General features: G+C 62.8%; 19 protein-coding genes and 1 tRNA gene. 7 read left to right on the plus strand and 13 right to left on the minus strand.

Annotation, left to right across the window (positions count from 1 at the left end; all coding sequences use genetic code 11):
- Positions 1-132 precede the first annotated feature (132 nt).
- Together M3B90_RS09240 and M3B90_RS09245 are read right to left on the minus strand one after the other, a co-directional pair.
- A complete protein-coding gene (locus tag M3B90_RS09240; RefSeq protein WP_259890050.1) occupies positions 133-843 on the minus strand; it encodes a copper resistance CopC family protein in 711 nt (236 codons plus the stop codon).
- Between the two features lie 23 nt (positions 844-866).
- Positions 867-1,553 (minus strand): molybdenum cofactor guanylyltransferase, encoded by a 687-nt coding sequence (locus M3B90_RS09245; protein ID WP_259890053.1) that lies wholly within the window; start codon positions 1,551-1,553, stop codon positions 867-869.
- Positions 1,554-1,680: 127 nt separating this feature from the next.
- On the opposite strand from M3B90_RS09245, the gene M3B90_RS09250 reads away from it, so the two are divergent.
- Positions 1,681-1,753 (plus strand) — tRNA-Arg (locus tag M3B90_RS09250).
- Positions 1,754-1,798: 45 nt separating this feature from the next.
- On the opposite strand, the gene M3B90_RS09255 is transcribed toward M3B90_RS09250, so the two are convergent.
- Complete coding sequence (locus M3B90_RS09255; protein WP_259890054.1) at positions 1,799-2,251, minus strand: tyrosine-type recombinase/integrase; 453 nt, start codon at positions 2,249-2,251, stop codon at positions 1,799-1,801.
- Here M3B90_RS09255 and M3B90_RS09260 point away from each other — a divergent pair.
- Positions 2,174-2,635 (plus strand): UTRA domain-containing protein, encoded by a 462-nt coding sequence (locus M3B90_RS09260; protein WP_259890056.1) that lies wholly within the window; start codon positions 2,174-2,176, stop codon positions 2,633-2,635. The genes M3B90_RS09255 and M3B90_RS09260 overlap by 78 nt on opposite strands.
- A gap of 4 nt (positions 2,636-2,639) precedes the next feature.
- Positions 2,640-3,104 (plus strand): YdcF family protein, encoded by a 465-nt coding sequence (locus M3B90_RS09265; RefSeq protein ID WP_259890058.1) that lies wholly within the window; start codon positions 2,640-2,642, stop codon positions 3,102-3,104.
- A 407-nt stretch (positions 3,105-3,511) separates the two neighbouring features.
- On the opposite strand, the gene M3B90_RS09270 is transcribed toward M3B90_RS09265, so the two are convergent.
- The 3 genes from M3B90_RS09270 to M3B90_RS09280 all read right to left on the minus strand — a co-directional run bounded on the left by M3B90_RS09270 (position 3,512) and on the right by M3B90_RS09280 (position 5,867).
- A complete protein-coding gene (locus M3B90_RS09270; RefSeq protein WP_259890060.1) occupies positions 3,512-4,333 on the minus strand; it encodes a DUF6602 domain-containing protein in 822 nt (273 codons plus the stop codon).
- Between the two features lie 219 nt (positions 4,334-4,552).
- Complete coding sequence (locus tag M3B90_RS09275) at positions 4,553-4,822, minus strand: hypothetical protein (protein WP_259890061.1); 270 nt, start codon at positions 4,820-4,822, stop codon at positions 4,553-4,555.
- 151 nt (positions 4,823-4,973) lie between these two features.
- A complete protein-coding gene (locus tag M3B90_RS09280) occupies positions 4,974-5,867 on the minus strand; it encodes a LysR family transcriptional regulator (protein ID WP_259890064.1) in 894 nt (297 codons plus the stop codon).
- A 169-nt stretch (positions 5,868-6,036) separates the two neighbouring features.
- On the opposite strand from M3B90_RS09280, the gene M3B90_RS09285 reads away from it, so the two are divergent.
- The 3 genes from M3B90_RS09285 to M3B90_RS09295 all read left to right on the plus strand — a co-directional run bounded on the left by M3B90_RS09285 (position 6,037) and on the right by M3B90_RS09295 (position 8,569).
- Complete coding sequence (locus M3B90_RS09285) at positions 6,037-6,846, plus strand: DMT family transporter (protein WP_259890066.1); 810 nt, start codon at positions 6,037-6,039, stop codon at positions 6,844-6,846.
- Positions 6,843-7,496, plus strand: coding sequence for an NAD(P)-dependent oxidoreductase (locus M3B90_RS09290; protein WP_070574732.1), 654 nt, complete (start codon positions 6,843-6,845; stop codon positions 7,494-7,496). The genes M3B90_RS09285 and M3B90_RS09290 overlap by 4 nt, the downstream gene beginning before the upstream one ends.
- Before the next feature lie 86 nt (positions 7,497-7,582).
- The gene (locus M3B90_RS09295; RefSeq protein WP_259890072.1) at positions 7,583-8,569 is read left to right on the plus strand and encodes an IS481 family transposase; all 987 of its coding nucleotides are present in this window, start codon (positions 7,583-7,585) and stop codon (positions 8,567-8,569) included.
- Positions 8,570-8,986: 417 nt separating this feature from the next.
- Here M3B90_RS09295 and M3B90_RS09300 read toward each other — a convergent pair whose 3' ends face one another.
- From M3B90_RS09300 to M3B90_RS09325, 6 genes are read right to left on the minus strand one after another with little or no spacing between them, the layout of a single operon-like run.
- On the minus strand, positions 8,987-9,991 hold the full coding sequence (locus tag M3B90_RS09300) for a Gfo/Idh/MocA family protein (RefSeq protein ID WP_259890074.1): 1,005 nt from the start codon (positions 9,989-9,991) through the stop codon (positions 8,987-8,989).
- Positions 9,988-11,007 carry a Gfo/Idh/MocA family protein gene (locus M3B90_RS09305; protein WP_259890076.1) on the minus strand — a complete coding sequence of 340 codons (1,020 nt, stop codon included), beginning with the start codon at positions 11,005-11,007 and terminating at the stop codon, positions 9,988-9,990. Before M3B90_RS09305 ends, M3B90_RS09300 begins: the two co-directional genes overlap by 4 nt.
- 35 nt (positions 11,008-11,042) lie before the next feature.
- Entirely contained in the window at positions 11,043-11,942 is a 900-nt protein-coding gene (locus tag M3B90_RS09310) for a carbohydrate ABC transporter permease (RefSeq protein ID WP_259890078.1), read from the minus strand.
- Positions 11,935-12,906, minus strand: a complete 972-nt coding sequence (locus tag M3B90_RS09315) for a carbohydrate ABC transporter permease (protein ID WP_144245976.1) — start codon at positions 12,904-12,906, stop codon at positions 11,935-11,937. The genes M3B90_RS09310 and M3B90_RS09315 overlap by 8 nt, the downstream gene beginning before the upstream one ends.
- Complete coding sequence (locus M3B90_RS09320; protein ID WP_259890082.1) at positions 12,903-14,228, minus strand: sugar ABC transporter substrate-binding protein; 1,326 nt, start codon at positions 14,226-14,228, stop codon at positions 12,903-12,905. Before M3B90_RS09320 ends, M3B90_RS09315 begins: the two co-directional genes overlap by 4 nt.
- A gap of 36 nt (positions 14,229-14,264) precedes the next feature.
- A complete protein-coding gene (locus M3B90_RS09325; RefSeq protein WP_259890084.1) occupies positions 14,265-15,476 on the minus strand; it encodes an ROK family transcriptional regulator in 1,212 nt (403 codons plus the stop codon).
- A 71-nt stretch (positions 15,477-15,547) separates the two neighbouring features.
- On the opposite strand from M3B90_RS09325, the gene M3B90_RS09330 reads away from it, so the two are divergent.
- Complete coding sequence (locus M3B90_RS09330; RefSeq protein WP_259890085.1) at positions 15,548-15,724, plus strand: hypothetical protein; 177 nt, start codon at positions 15,548-15,550, stop codon at positions 15,722-15,724.
- 137 nt (positions 15,725-15,861) lie between these two features.
- Here the strand turns inward: M3B90_RS09330 and M3B90_RS09335 are convergent.
- Positions 15,862-16,657, minus strand: a 796-nt coding sequence (locus tag M3B90_RS09335) for a hypothetical protein (RefSeq protein ID WP_259890087.1), incomplete at its 5' end; no start/stop codon positions are given.

Raw genomic sequence — 16,657 nt, forward strand, 5'->3', positions numbered from 1 at the left:
TAGGGTTTGCGGGGGTTTCAGTCGCGACCGCGCGCCCCAGTCGATTGCCTAGGGTTTGTGGGGGTTTGATGAGGCCTCACGCCCTCAGCGCTGGAAGACCAATACCCCCACAGCCTCTATGCAATCCAAGGGTTACTCGTCGCCCTCCTCGCCCTTATCGTCCTCATCATCCTTCTTGCTCAAGAGCCAAATCGCAACCGCGATGGGCAAAATCGCGGCCACGATGATCGGCAGCCACAGGCCCCAGTTGAAAGATTTCTTCTCTTCGTTCACAACCTTGTCGGGCGTCTCAACCGGGGCTGACGTTGCCTCGGCACTCGAGTTTTTGTTCTTATCGCCCTGGTCTGTGGAATCGCCGCTCTTGCCGGAATCGCCTGCAGCAGGCCCACCGCCAGTCCCGTCCCCAGCGCTTTCCTCCGTGGCCGAACTTGCTGCCTCCTCGGTGGGTTTACTTGGATCCTCGGTGACGGTATAGGAAAGCGCGCCGGAGATCGGGTGACCGTCAGAACTCACAACGCGCCATTCGAGTGTCAGTTCACCGGGAACCGGAAGCTTTTCGAGCTCAACGCGCACCTCGTGCCCGTCGACCTTGGGCTCTCCTTCGAAAAGAACCGTGCCTGCCGAGTCCTTCACTCGCACCTCATTACCGAGCTCCAGCGGCTCCGCGGAAAACTCAAGAGTTATCGTGCGCGCTTCACCCTGGAGGATCTCGGCGCCATCCTCAGGAGATGATCCAACGAGTCGATCGTGCGCGAGCGCAGGCGCCGACATCATGATCATCGCGGCGAGCGCCGCACATACGAAAGTAAGGAAACGGAACGTGCGGTGTGAAAGCGCGCGCATGAAGGTCCTTTCGCCAACACCACCTAGCGGCGCGAACGCGCGTGCTCGAGCTGCTCGGGTGAATCAATATCGCTGAGCGAGCGCGCCACCAGCTCCGGTGCCAGTCCGCTCGCGCCTGCAAGCGTACCAACCTCGAGCCACTCCGCCTGGACAGGCTCGGGCCTCAGCTCCCCGAGGGCACGATAAAGGGACTTGGCACTCGCGCCGGCGAGGGAACCGTCGGAACCACCCAGGTGGGCAAGAGCTCGTGAAAGTGCAGCGTGCGGCCACGCCGCGCACAAGAATTGCCGACGCCCGCTTGCGTCTACCGCTCCCGCCACTTTTCCCGGTGTTCCCACGCTTTCATTCACGAGCGTGCTTAGCACGCGCGGCTCGAGCCACGGCATATCCCCGCCGAGTACGAGCACCACGTCGTAGGCGTTCCCCAAGTGCTCAAGCTCGACCATGCCTCGCGCGAGGCCGGCCACGGGGCCGGAAAAAGGCGGATCCTCCCGCACGCACGCCGCGCCGATCTCCCGCACATCCGGGCCCCTCTCCCCTACGAGCACGAGCGGGGCACCTTCACCGAGCGCCGACCGCGCGGCCCAGAGCGCACTCGCGCGCATCGACCGCTCCCCCACGTCGAGCGCAGGTTTGTCCACTCCGCCCATGCGCGAGCCGCGACCGCCCGCAAGGACAACGGCCGCGCCGTTGATCACCGATGCATTCATGTCACCATCCTCCCACCCGCGCCGCCACACGTGATATCTGCATCCGCGAGCCGCTGAAACTTTGAGGCCGCCGCGATCGCCGCTAGAGTGGAAGGGCTCGAAAGGCGCTTAGCGTTGCTTTTCGATTGCCCTCGTAGCTCAGGGGATAGAGCACTGCTCTCCTAAAGCAGGTGTCGGACGTTCGAATCGTCTCGGGGGCACAACGAAAGCCCAGGTCACAAGGCCTGGGCGTTCGTCGTATTCGGCTATGGGGTACGCGGCGGGTGCGCTACTGCCCTCAATTTGCCCTCACGGCGATTCCTCAGCGCAAGGCTACTGGTGCCCCCTCGCGTGGCACCAGCCCGGCCGTTCACCAGCTCCAGCGTCGCCGTATCTTCGCTCCCGGCGACGTGGGTGTAACGCGATGTGACGGCGAGCGAGGAGCGCCCGACCCAGGTCCGCACGGTCGCGAGCGGGACCCCGGCGCGCACCCATTCGGACACCGCCACGTGGCGCAGATCGTACGGCCGCAGCTCCGGTTCGATCTTCGCCCAGTGCACATCACGGCGCAGGTTCCGGGAGGCGCTCAGACCTCCCCCGGGCGCGGTGAACACCCGGACATGGGGCGGACGGGTCTCGATATGCCGTTCGAGGTCTGCGCGGACGGCACCTGCCACGGGCACGAATCGTGTCTGGTCGTTCTTGACGTCCTTCTCCACGTGCCCCCTCGGGATGGGAGCGCAGCACGCAGCCGACTGGTAAAGCGGGAGGGTCGCCCGACGCACTCACTCACGAGCTACTACCGGGAGAGCGACGTGGCGGGGACTCCGCCGGTCGACCCGACCCCCGGCCCAGCCGGGCGAGGCGGCGGATTCGCGGTGCTCACACTCCAGGGGCTTGAACCACACGAGGTCACGGAGGCATTCAGCTCTCGCATGCCAACGCCTGACGAAATCGCGCTGCTCGAGATCCCTGCCGGAGAGCCCGTGATGGTCATGGAGCGCACCGTCCGCACAGCGACAGGTCACCCCGTTGAGTTCGCCATCGGGGTCCACCGGGCGTCCCTGTTCTCCTGGCAGTACACATTCGAGATGCCAGACTGACGCCATGACCAACGAGCAGATCATGGCTGACGCTCAGACACTGTGGGACTACCACCAGCTCGGCCACGAGCTGCGACCCACCGACATCGTGATCGGTCTCGGCAGTCACGACATCGGCGTCGCAGGGCACACTGCCGACCTCTATCACCAAGGGCTGTTCCCGCCGATCGTCTTCACTGGCGCGAACGCGCCCACGACAATCGATGTCTTCCCACGCGACGAAGCAGTTCATTTCAACGCCCGCGCCATCGAACTCGGCGTACCGCCGGAGGCAATCTTGCAAGAGACCAAGGCGATAAATACGGGCGAGAACTTCACCCTGGTCAAACGCCTCCTCGACGACCAAGGTTTAAATCCGAAGTCCGCTACACTAATAAGCGCCCATACCAGCAGCGCCGCGCATACACAACCGCGAGAAAACTTTGGCCCGAGCCCAGGGTTTCCTGCTCGTCTCGCCCTCAAAGCCTAGAAAGTTACATAGAAAGCATCGGCGCACCATACAAAGTTCTCAACATGCTCGTCGGCGACACCCAACGAATTTGGAAGTATGCGGACGCAGGATTCGCATTAGCGCAACCCATTGATTACGGCACCCTCCAACCATATGAACGCCTTGTCACCCATGGATTCACCAAGAGACTTTTACCGTAAACTCCGCAGCGTAAACGCGAATCCAGGGCGTTCGCGTTGCAAGCACAATTGACAACGACCTCCAGCACTCCCACTGACTAGCCGACAACACCCCGCTCGGCGGCAATCTCCGCGAGCACTTCTTGCAACTCGCGCCGACTGGCTTTAATTAATCCGCGAAAATCGATAAAGAGCGATGGAACCTCTCGACCTTTACTTCAATACGTGGCTCCACGCTCTTGACCCTCACTCGCGACCATCTAGGCCCAAGCTATGAAGAACTTCTGGAGGAACGTCCGGCCAGATTCCATGCAGTTGGCCGAGCGACTCGTGAACATATTTGTCCATATCGAATCTAGGGCGTAAGTCCATATCCATGAGGCGTTTGTTTACGTAGGACAGAAGGAACAGCAGTACCGAGCCGGATGTCGATGTATATGCCATCAACTGCGAGTTTGGCTCTCTCTTCCCAATATTGCCCGTGGCCAAATCCCCCCAAGTAAAAAATCCCTTATCCAATATGCACAGCGAATCTAGTCCAATCGTGTGATCGCCTTCGGATGACAGCCGACTCGCCGCTGCGCCAAGCGTGTCCATAGATGCACTCTCGTACGCGAATAAGTGCACCTGTGGAGGCATCGCATGCGACGTATAAAGGCTTTTGCTTGGAAGATATGCCGTGCGCGGTAGCATCTTCACGCGGGTGGCGGCGGCCCAAGACCTTTCTAGTTCGGCGACAGTCAAATTGGACTTGACCTCAATCACTGCCTCGCAGCACTCGATTGGCACTATTCGATAGCTGTCTTCCTTCCATAAAGGTGGAGTAATCGCATCGATAATCATCACATCGCACTGTCCGGATCGTTGACCAGAACTGGAAATTAGTTCACCACTCCCCGAGACTGCGGCGGACCGAAGCACATAGTCTTCCAAGAAGTTTCTCAGTACGTCCTCACGGACTGTACCTTTGGAGCCTCTATGCTCCACGATTCCGCTACGTCGAAAGTCACTCTCCATCTTGGTAGCGATTTCTTCAAGAATCCGGTGCAAACCGTTGTCAGTGGCCATGAGCCCATCTTGCCATAGCTCTCAGCCTGAGAGCACCGCGCTACGGAGGTTAAGAGCTCCTCACAACCCATACTCGAGCAGAGCGCCTGCGCTGCTTTAGAGTCGTCGATCCGGACGTGAGAACTTTCCTTACTGACTCAAGGCGGCGGTGCTGGGCCACCGCATGGCTGAGGCCGGCCCCCTCCGTAGGAAGGAACCGGCCTCGATGGACCTCGGCTGTCAGACTCCGAACAGGTCCTGAATCAGAGACGCCTCGATGTCCGACGCCGCGACCAAGCGGAGCGGCACCTGAACCTGCTCGACGGCGAGACTCCACTCCCCGGCAGCGAATGCTCCGACCTGCGCGTCCAGCTCTTCGAGGTCAGAGGCCGACAGTGCACCCACAGGTGTCAGCACCACACCGAGGAACTCGTCCTCGCGCTCGTATGCGACAAAGACGGCTTCCCTGACTGCTCGCCCATGGAGCTGCGGTGCGGGTCGATCATCCATGACATGTCTCCAGAGCTCGGTGTGGATCCCGAACGGTTCGCACGGTAGCCGTATCACTGACGTTCCGTCGACTTCGACCTCCCCAGCCTCGAACCGCTCCGCGAACTCCGCTAGCTGTACGGACCGGAGACGTTGATCGATGGGACCGGCATCAGCCGACCATATGCAGGGCGATTGATTCCTTGACCTGTTCGATGAACGCCCGAGACGCGGGGCTCGGATTGAAAGAGCCCCACGCGACGTACTCGGCCCGGCAGGGTCCATCGGCCACGGGAACTGCTCGCAGCGCTGGGTTAGCCGGCACACATTCGACGGGCAGCAGGCAGACGCCCAACCCACGTTCGACGAGGGCGAGCATGAACTCGGTCGACATCGCCTCGAAGCCCACGCGGCGCTGAAGGCCTGCGGCAGCGAATGCCCGATCGCCTTGGAGTCTGCCTGGTGACCCGGCCGGGAAGTCGATGAACGTCTCGTCGACCAAGTCAGCCAGGGCCAGGGTGCCCGTGTGCGCTAGCCGGTGTTGTGACGCCATGACGGCGACGAGACGCCCTCGGGCGATCTCGTGCGCGGTGAGTCCGGACGCTGGGGCGACGTCGGCGTCCATGCCGAGAAAGGCCACGTCGAGTCTCCCGTTGCCGAGGTCGCGCATGAACTCATTGCTTCCCCCGCCCCGCACGGTGAGGTCCACGTGGGGATGGCTGGCGTGGAAGGCCGCGATGATGTCGGGCACGCTGACGGCTGTGACCGTCGGGATGACACCTACCGATAGGCTTCCGCGGACCTGGCCCACGGCCTCGGCAGCGACCGCCACGGCACGGTCGGCGGCTGCGAGGCTGGCGCGTGCTTCCGTGAGGAAGGCTTCGCCGGCGGCGGTCAGCTCCACCCGACGGGATGAGCGCACGAACAGTGCAGTGCCGAGTTCCTGTTCGAGGGCCTTGATCTGGTGGCTCAGTGCTGATTGCACGACGAAGCAGCGTTCTGCTGCTCGCGTGAAGTTGCGCTCCTCGGCGATCGCCACGACGTACCTGAGCTGTTGGAGTTCCACTAAACCATGATTGTAGGTCATTGTTTGGGTGAGAACAATGTGTTGGACTCACCGCTGGTGGGCGACTGACAATGGATCTATGAACACTTCTTCCCATGGGGCCCGCAGTTCGTTGCTGTGGACCTGTCTGACGGCGCTCGCCCCCGCTACGTGGGGGACAACGTACATCGTGACCACCCACCTCCTCCCAGCCGGACACCCCTTGTTCGCCGCGTTCATGAGGACGCTGCCGGCAGGGATCATCGCGGTGGGCCTGTCGAGACAGCTGCCGCGCGGCTCGTGGTGGTGGAAGAGCTTCGTGTTGGGCGGTCTGAACATGGCCGCGTTCTTCCCCCTGCTGTTCTTGTCGGCGCAGCGTCTTCCGGGCGGGGTCGCGGCCACGCTGGGTGCGGTGCAGCCCATCATCGTTGCCCTGCTGGCCGTGGCTGTCCTCCACGAGCAACTCTCCGGCTGGCGCCTGGGATGGGGTGTCGTGGGTGTCGTGGGGGTGGCTCTCGTGGTCCTTGGGCCGAGCGCCGCCCTGGACCCGGTGGGTGTGGCTGCAGGACTCGGTGGCACAGGGGCCATGGCCACGGGCGTGGTCCTGACCAAGAAGTGGAAGCTCCCCCAAGGTGTCTCGCCCATCGCATTGGCCGGTTGGCAGCTGACGGCCGCCGGCCTTCTGCTGGCGATCCCGGCGCTGCTGGTGGAGGGGCCACCGGCAGTGATTTCCGGTCGTGGCTGGCTTGGGTACGCCTGGCTCGGCCTGGTCGGAGCACTGGTCTCTTACAGCCTCTGGTTCACCGGCATCCGACGCCTGCCCGTCACGTCCACAGCCCTCCTGGGACTTCTCTCGCCGTTGGTCGCCGCCCTGCTCGGCGTCCTGATCGCGCACGAACACCTCGGAGCCGAGCAGTACCTCGGCTTCGCGATCGCCCTGACCGCCATGGTCTGTGGCCAGCTCCCCGCACCCACCCATCGTCGAAAGGACAATTCATGAACATCACGGTTCTCGGAGCCACCGGCATGGCCGGCGCAGCGATCGCGCAGGAGGCCACACGCCGCGGCCACCACGTCACTGCCGTATCGCGGAACCCACAGGAGACCAACGACCCGCATACCACCGTCACTCGTCTCGATCTGACAGACCTCGAGGCACCCTTGCAGCCCGTCCTGAACGACGCAGACGCCGTCGTGCTCACCGTGCGCATGGCCCCCGGCGACGAAAGCCGTGTGGCTCCGCTGACCAGCCGTGTCCTCGACCACGCCGCCGTCGCGGGGGTCCGGGTCTTGGTCGTGGGAGGAGCAGCGCCCTTGCGCTCACCTCACGATCGAGAGTTGCTCGTCCTGGACGACCCCGCCTTCGTGCCGACCCAGTGGCGTGACGTCGCGTTGGCCAGCCTCGACCAGTTCAACGCGTGTACCGAACATCCGAACCAGAACTGGATCTATCTGAGTCCGTCGGCAGTCTTCGAGCCCGGACAGGGAACCGGCGCCTATCGCCGTAGCGGTGACACGCTCCTCATCAACCACGATGGCACGTCGCGGATCACCCCTGCGGACCTGGCCCTAGCGGTGCTCGACGAGCTCGAGCAGCCCAGCGCCGTACATCACTTCACCGCCATCGAGCTGGCAAAGGGTCTGGCCTAGGGCCAGCGGTCCACAGAGGAATCCACGCTAACAACCGTGAGGGGGTCGAGCTATCGGCCCCCTCCGTCTATTCCAAGGGGACGCTCTTGCTCCACGCCAACGCAGCACTGACCCCGCGCCACCGCTTGATCGTCGGCCAGTTCGTGGTCGACCAGGGCTGGCCGATCAGCGAGGTCGCCGCCCGGTTCCAGGTTTCCTGGCCCACTGTGAAGCGCTGGGCCGACCGCTATCGCGCCGGCCAGTCGATGCAGGACCGCTCGTCACGGCCGCATCACTCGCCGAACAAGACCAACGCGAAGACGACGAAGCGCTGCATCCAGCTCCGTCTCCGTCTTCGAGAAGGACCCGTGCAGCTCGCATGCCGGCTGGGGATCGCTCCGTCGACGGTTCACCGGATCCTCGTCGACGCGCACCTGAACCGGCTTTCGCATGTCGACCGGGCAACCGGGGAGCCGGTCCGCCGCTACGAGCACGACCACCCCGGGGCGATGCTGCACGTCGACGTGAAGAAGCTCGGCAACATCCCCGACGGCGGCGGCTGGCGCTACGTCGGCCGCCAGCAGGGCGAGAAGAACCGCGCCGCCACCCCGGGCAAGCCCAAGAACAAGTACAGCGACCCGTTGATGGGCAAGGCCTACGTCCACACCGTCATCGACGACCATTCCCGCGTCGCCTACGCCGAGATCCACGACGACGAAACCGCCCTCACCGCCACCGCGGTCCTCGTTCGGGCCGTCGAGTGGTTCAACGCACGCGGGGTGACCGTTGAGCGGGTCCTGTCCGACAACGGCGGCGCGTACCGCTCACACCTGTGGCGAGACACCTGCCACGAGCTCGGCATCCGGCACAGGCGCACCAGGCCCTATCGGCCGCAGACCAACGGGAAGATTGAACGCTTCCACCGCACCCTGGCCGACGGCTGGGCCTACGCCCGCTGCTACACCAGCGAGACCGAACGCCGCGGAGAACTCGACGGCTGGCTGCACTACTACAACCACCACCGGCCCCACACCGCTTGCGGGAACCAGCCGCCCTTCTCACGCTTGACCAACGTACCCGGTCAGTACAGCTAGCCGAGCGTTGTCCTCAGCCTCTGCGTCTCGCTCTGGCTTGCTCATCACAACCTCCTTCGCTCCCACTTCCTTCGGCATCATTCACTCAGCATCGGGTGTACGGGGGCCTCGTTCCCTCTGGTCGACATGCAGCTGCCACGACGGCTCCGCGTTCTTGCCTTCGGGACCATGCTGTGCACGTCGGTACGTGACCTCCTGGTGACCCCCGACGGCGCAATCGGCAGCGGTCAGCTCCCTTCGGACACCCCGAGCACCACCTGCAACGACGCGGGTGACAGCCTGCCCGGGATTCCTAAAGCGGGTGTCGGACGTTCGAATCGTCTCGGGGGCACAACGAAAGCCCAGGTCAGATGGCCTGGGCTTCGTCGTTTCCATAGTTCACTGCCGAAATTGATCTCATTTTGATCTCACGGCTATTCAGCGCAGGGCTACCGGCGCCCCGGTGCGCACCGATTCTTGCGCGGCCTTCACGACGCGCACGGTGCGCGCGCCAACAGCGCCTGACGGTTCCCGCTCTTCGCCACTACGCACGGCTTCGAGAAACGCCTCGAGGAGGAGCGCATCGAGGTTGAGCCCGAACGGATGCCACTGGCCCGGGCCCTCGACGCGCTGCGAGAAAGCGTCAATCGCGAGCTGGCCACCAGTACCGGCAACATGCAGCTTGAGGCCGCCCCACGTGGGAGCTTCGGAGGGCTGCGACCACGAGCAGTCGATCGTCGCGAGCAGACCGTTCGCGTAGCGGAGCGTCACGAGCCCGCCCGTTTCCGCGTCGCCCTCACCGGTGTGATCGTACAGCACGCCATTCGCGACCGCGTGGACGGTCTCGGGTTCCCCAAAGAGAGAATCGAGAATTTCGGCAATGTGCACGACGTGATCGACGAGCGCCCCGCCACCCGCATCTTCGGGATCGGTGAACCAGTCGCGGCCAGCGGGCAGCTTGCCGTTGTTGGCGCCCGCGAGCGCGATGATCTCGCCAAGTGTGTCGTTCTCGACGGTTTTGCGCAGCGCTTCTACCTGCGGAGAAAAGTGCACGGGGAAAGCCGTCATGAGCACAACGCCGGCGTCGGCGCATGCCTTCACCATGGCCTCGGCATCCTCGACAGTCGTCGCGAGCGGCTTTTCGCACAGTACGTGGATTCCTCGGCGCGCCGCCTCAAGTACAAGGTCTTTGTGCCGAGCGTTTTCGCTGCACACGACGACGGCATCGGGTGCGTTACCGCCAAAAGCCGTCCAGGCTTCGTCGATCGACGTGACGATTCGATCGGCCTGAACATCGCCATAGCCGTCGGGATCGGCAAGCACCACGTCAACGTCGGCGCGGGACTCGAGCAGACGCACGTAGGAAGCGGCGTGAACGTGTGCGGCGCTCAGCACTGCCACGCGAAGTGCGCGGCTCTCAAGAGTGGTCTCGGTGGAGGTCACAGCACGATCCTTTCGCCGGTGCGGATGGATTCACGCGCGGCCTCGGCAACGGTGATGGCGCGGGTGGCGTCGGAACCGCTCACGCGCGGGGCGGGCCCGGCCGCCTTAATGCCGGATGTTCCGACGCTTGCCTGCCGCACGCAGTTCCAGAAGTCTTCGATCTCGGCCCCGTACGGGTCGCGCATCCCGGCAACGCTCGGGAGGTAGCTCTTGCTGTCGCTCGACGAGGCCGCCGCGTCGAACTCGATTCCGGTATTCTTCGCCGAGTCATAGGTGAGCTTGCCGGCGCTTCCCGCAACGTCGAACGAGTAGTGGAAAACGGTTCCCTTTGGGCCCCACAGCCCTCGGCAGAACGAGAGGGCGCCACCTTCATGGGTGAGGATCACGTGGGCGGCCCTCACATTCTTATCGCCACTCGAAATGTTTTGGGCAGCGAACACGCTCGTGGCGGGACCCGCGAGCCAAAGCGCCTGGTCAATGTCGTGGATCATTTGATCCATGATGATGCCGCCGCTCACCGCTTCGTCGCCGAACCAGGGCTGCACGGGCATCGAGCCGGAACGCTCGAAGCGGAGGACCGCGAGATCGCCCAATCGGCCCGCATCCACAGCGCGCCGGAGCGCCTCGTACTGCGGGAAAAACCGCACGACGTGCGCGGGGAAGAGAATGCGGTTCGCGTCGTTCGCGTGCTGCACCATGCGCTCCGCCTCGATCGACGTCAGAGCAAGCGGCTTCTCGCACAGCACGTGCGTGCCATGATCGAGGGCGGCATGAACGTATTCAGGGTGCGAAGGAGTCGGCGTGCACACATCGATCACGTCGACGGCCTCGAGGAGGCCTTCGTACGAGTCGTGGATCGTCACGGGAGGAAACTGCGTGGCGAATTCTTCCGCACCTTGGATACTGAAAACGTGGATGTCGGCGCCGAGGGCCCGCCAGCCGCGGGCGTGGGAACGGGAAATACCTCCCGTTCCCACGATTCCCACGCGGGGGGACGGCTCAGAATGGAGAGTCATTCGTTTATTCTTTCAAGGAACACTGAACCTAAGGTTTAGCGGAAGCTCGAGAGCGCGAAACCTTCGATGACCTTCTTTTGCATGATGGCGAACGCGATGAACACGGGTGCCATCGCCATGAGGCTCGCCGCCATAATCATCGGGTAATCCGGACCCACAAGGTGGTCACCCTGGAGCATCGCGAGGCCCACGGCAACCGGGTACTTCTCGGTCGAGTTGATCACGACGAGCGGCCACAGGAGGGCGTTCCAGGCCGAAAGGAGCGTGATCACGCCGAAGGAGAACAGCGCCGGACGCGCCAGTGGAAGCATGATCTTCCAGAACATTTGCCACGGGTTGCAGCCATCAAGCTTCGCGGCGTCCACGAGTTCCTCGGGGATGCGGCGGAAGTACTGCATCATGAAGAACACGCCGAATGCACTCACGAGACCCGGGGCGAGGATCGCGAAGAAGTTATCGAGAAGCCCCGCCGCATCGACCATTTGGTACTGCGGGATGAGGAAGATTTGCCCGGGAACCATGAGCACCGTGAGCAGAAGAAAGAAGATGACCTTGCGACCGCGAAAACGCATGCGCGCAAACGCGTATCCGGCGAGTGAACACGTCACGAGTTCCGCAAGGACCCTCAGGATCGCGTAACTGACGGTGACGGTCATCTGCTCGGTAAACGGCACGAATTCGAACACGCGCACGAAGTTCTCCCACCGGAGTTTCTCGGGCCAGAGATTCATCGGGATTTCGACGACCTCGGCGCGGGTGCTGAGCGCGAGCTTGATCTGCCAAAGGAAAGGAAACAGCATCGTGAGGGCGCCGATCGCGAGGATCAGGTGCGCGTCCCACGTGTGCCCGTGCAGGCCTTTGCTGCGCTTTTGCTTCTTCTTCCTCTTCGCCTTGGCGTCGTCGAAGGGAAGATCGGGAGCGAGGGAATCAGTCATAGTTCACCCACTTCTTTTGGACCCGGAACTGGACGATCGTGAGAATGCCGACGATCACGAGGATCAGCAGTGCAATCGCGGAGGCATACCCCTTGTCGTCGCCCGGGAAAGCTGCGCGGTAGAACAGGTACACGAGCGAGAGCGTCTTCTTCGTGACGGGGTTGGCGTCGCCAAGAACCGCGAAGATGAGATCGAAGAGCTGGAAGCCGCCGATGATGCTCGTAACCGTGAGGAAGAAAATACTCGGCGTCAAAAGGGGGATCGTGATCGAGAAGAACTGACGCCACGTTCCCGCGCCATCGAGCTGCGCGGCCTCATACACTTCGGGCGGAATCGTTTTGAGACCCGCCCCGAGCACGATGATCTTGAAACCGATACTCATCCAGAGCCCCACGATCGCGACGACGATGAGGGCCACCCATTCGGTTGTGATCCACCGTGGCCCTTCGATACCGAAGAGCCGCAAGATGACGTTCACGATGCCGGCTTCGCTGTGGAAAATCATGCGCCACACCATCGAGATGGCCGTGGGCATCGCGATGTACGGCAGGAAGAACAGTGCGCGGTAGATCCCGGCGCCCTTGAGGCCGGGACGCTCGAGAAGCGCGGCAAAGAGCACCGAGATCGGAATCGCGAGCAGAATGATGACCGTGTAGATCACCGTGTTGAGGAACGCACGCGGTAGTTGCGGATCCTCGGCGAGGCGTTTGAAGTTATCGAGCCCTACGAAGTGCGCGGGCTCGAAGGTTGACCACGACGTGAGCGACATGCCGAAGCTCATGATCATCGGCACGAAATACATGAGGCCAATGCCGATCACGGTCGGGGCGATGAAGAGCCACGGCCAGATGCCGTCGCTCATGCTTCCGCGGCGCTTTTTCTTCCGCGGGGGCCGCTGGGCCGCCTCGTGAATCTCCTCAGAGGCGGCGCCAGCGGCAGCGTTCGAAACGTCGAGCGAGCTCACTCGCCCTTCTCCTTCGCGAGCACCTCGTTCATGGCCTTCGCGAGCTCGGTGCAGCCTTCCTCGGCGGTGAGTTCACCGGTGAAGACCTTCGTGAGGTACTCACCCTCAAGCTCCTGCCAGTCGGGGCAGCTCTTCGAGATCGGGAATGCCACGCCGTTCTTCTCGGCCTGGTCGATGAACACCTGGAGGTTGAGCTCCGGGTGAGCGTCGACATAACCATCCTGAGTGCCGTTGAGGGCCGGGTTCGCGGCACCGGAATCGGCGCTGATCTTTGCGGCCTCTTCACCGGCGAGGAAGGCAACGAGAGCCTGCGCCGCCGGCATGTTCTTCGTGAACGCGGAGATGCAGTTGCCGATGCCGTGCACCGCGGTCTTCGGGATATCGCCACCGGGCAGCGTCGCGACGGTCACATCGTCCTTGGTCGATGCCTTGAGCATCGCCGGCACGCGCCAGTTGCCCGACCACTGCATCGCGCATTTGCCGCTCTCGAACATGGCGTAGGCGGAGTTCTCGGCGAGGTAATCAAGGTCGGGGGATGCGCCGATCTCGATGAGGTCGCGCCAGAACTTCACGCCCTCGATCGTCTTCGGATCGTCGTACCCCGACTTCTTCTTGTCGTCGGAGATCACGTATCCGCCTGTAATGGCGATCGAGTGGTAGTAGGACGCGGTGCGCGAGAACACCTCCGCGCAGCCCCACACACCGTCGGGCAGCTTCTCGCCGAGTTCGACTGCCTTCTCCTTGTAGGTGTCGAGCGTCCAGGTCTCGTCGGGGTACGAAACGCCAGCCTGATCGAAGAGTTTCTTGTTGTACCAGATGGCGACGGTGTCGAAGTCCTTCGGCGCGGCGAAAGGCTCACCGTCGACGCTGTACATGTTGGCGAGTGCTTCCGGGTAGTTCTTGGGGTCGAAGAGGCCAGCATCCTGGAGCCCCTTGAGCGAGGCGAGCTGGCCGTTCTCGGCGTAGGAGCGGAAGTGCGGGCCCGTCATCCAGAACACGTCGGGAAGAGCTTTCGAGGACACCTGGGTGCGCAGCTTCCCGAAGTATTCCTTCCACGGGGTCATCTGGAGGCTGACCTTCACGTTCGGGTACTTCTCATTGAACGCTTTGATCATTTCCTCCAGCATGTCCTGCTGGTTGACGTCCCAAAACGCATAGGAAATGCTGCCCTCGATCTTTTCGGGGTCGTCGCCGATTTCGTTCTTCGTGCCCTCACTCGAGGTGCCTCCGGTACCGGAGCCACCACAGCCAGCGGCGGCGGCTGCGAACGCAGCACCACCGGCGGCAAGGAGGGAACGGCGGGCGATGGTGGATGTCGACATGATGTGCTCCTTGGATAGCGGGTATAGGGGTAGGTGTCAGCTGGCGAGCGCGTGGCTCGGGTGGTCAGCCTGCTCGGTTGCGGGGTCGTTTTCGGTCAGGGTCGTAGGGGCGGGCAGTTGCCAGTGTGCGAGCGCGGGTGCGCTCGGGTTCGTGAACGCGGTGTAGAGGGCTCCGACGGCTGTCGAATAGCGCCCGTGCACCGAGCGCCTGATCCGCGGCAGGAAGGGGACGGTGAGGCGTTCCTTCAGGTAGGTGGCGAGGAAATCCACGAGCGGTGCGGATGTCTCGCTCAGCGCGCCCGCGAGAACGAGAACCTCCGGGTCGAGGATCGCGACGAGGCGCGAAAGGGGGTCGGCGAGTGCTTTGAGATAGTCGTGCAGGCTCGCGAGGCATTCGGCATCCCCCGCGTGGGCCCGCTCGGCGGTCTGGAGGGGGCTTCTGCCACATGGCCACTGCCAGTCACCGCATACCGATCCGGGGGTCCATTGGGTTCCCACCGCCGTCGTCATTTCGCCGGCGACGCCGTTAGCACCTTCGAAGAGCTCGCCATTGAAGGTGACCGCGCTCGAGACGCGGCGCCCGAGCCACACCGTCGCTTGGGATGAGTCGACTGTGCCGGCGCCGAGGCGAGCCTCCCCAAGCGCTGCAGCCTTGACATCGTTACTCACAAAAAGCGGCACGTTTATAAGGGATTCAATTTCGCGATGAAAATCCCAATCATTCAGGTACGGCAGAACACGCGAAAGCTTGACCTTCTGCGCTTTGACGATGCCGGGGACCGCGAGACCGATGCCCGCGATCGAGGCTCCTTCGCCCACGATCCGAACCACGTCGTCGAGGTCTCGCAGGAACGTGTCGCGCGAGGGTTCGCGCACGCGATCTGCCTCGTAGCGCGCGAGAATGCGGCCCGCGCGATCGGTGGCGATCGCCCGGATCGCGTGCTGGCCAATATCGACGCCCACCATCCTGTCGCTTGGAACGAAAGTGTATGTTCGCCCTGGTCGACCGGCTTTTCCTGTGGGACGCAGATCCGAGGTCACGATTTTTGCCGTCTCAAGAGAACGCAGAGCAGCGTCAATCGTGGGCCGCGAAAGATCGGTGCGGCTCGCGATCGCGCTTGCCGTCAGCGAGCGGTGGTCGCGCAGCAGGAGGAGGCACTGTTCTTCGGGGGAAACGTGAAGACCGGTTGCGCGCAGTTCGGGTTGAACCGAGCGCGATGCTGCACTCACATTTCGCGTGCGCGCCATGTGCGAACCTCCCCACCTAAGCGACTGCCCCGTTCGGGCCAGTAGTTTTTAAAGCCGCTTTAAATAAATCAATGCCGGGAATTTTCGGCAAGGTGGGCGGCAAAAAGTTGGGGCTTGTTCACCGAGCATTCAGTTGCGCGATACCGCACGACTACTTGTTTAGCCTGGCGCGTTTTGTCAGGAAAATTCAGGGCGCCATCCTGTCGAGACTCGCGGTGCTGTTTGTAGACGTGGGTTTTATTGCATAGCAACAGGAAGGGTGGTGTTCGCAGTCTCGTGGACCGTGAACACCACCCCGATCACGTGCGTGACACACGCGAGCAGTGACCGCAGGCCAGGCTAGGAAAGCTTTCTAAGGATCTCTCCTAGCCCGCCTGCTTCAGTGCTAAGAGCGCCTGCTGCGACGCCCAGCCACCAGGATCACGCAACCCGCAAGAACCGTGAACACACCAGCCGCAGCACTCAACCCAATAGGCGCACCCGTACGCGGCAGCGGCAAACCAGACACCGGCTTTTGCGGCTTCGACGGCTTCTGCGGCACGACAGGCGTCTTCGGCTTTTCAACCGTGTTACACGCCGTGTTATTGCCCGCACCATCCGAATCACCCGGCATGCTCACCCGGTTGAACAAACCACTCGTGGCGCCATCAGCATCACACCTCGAGGCCTTCGCCCAGTCAGCGTTTGCGCTGTACGAACCAGAGACCACAACCGTGAACGACTTCGCGCCACCAAGACCAAGCTCAACACCATCGGTCACCGTAAACGAACCGTCCTTCACGGCAACACGGTTACCGTCAACCGTCGCACCCGTGACAGTGAACCCAGCAGGAACACGGGGCGTGTCCACCACGGGCTTCGACTTACCAGCGCGCTCGCCGGTGTTCGTGACCGTCACCGTGTAGGTCGAGGACCATTCACCGTTCACGGCAGATGCCTTACCCGACTCCTTCTTCACTGCAAATGCCGGATCCTTCTCCACCGTCGTGCAGGCCGTGTTGTTGTCCTCGCCGTCAGTGTCACCTGGCATCGCAACCGTGTTGACGAAACCATGCGCGCCCTCAGCGCCGTCAGCACCACACTGACCCGCGGCTGTCCAATCGACATCAGCCGGCCTGTACGAACCAGAGACCACGACCGTGAACGACTTGGAGTCACCAGGGGCAAGCTCAACACCATCG

Origin of the sequence: Dermabacter sp. p3-SID358 (genome assembly GCF_025147465.1) — a bacterium.
GTDB lineage: Bacteria > Actinomycetota > Actinomycetes > Actinomycetales > Dermabacteraceae > Dermabacter.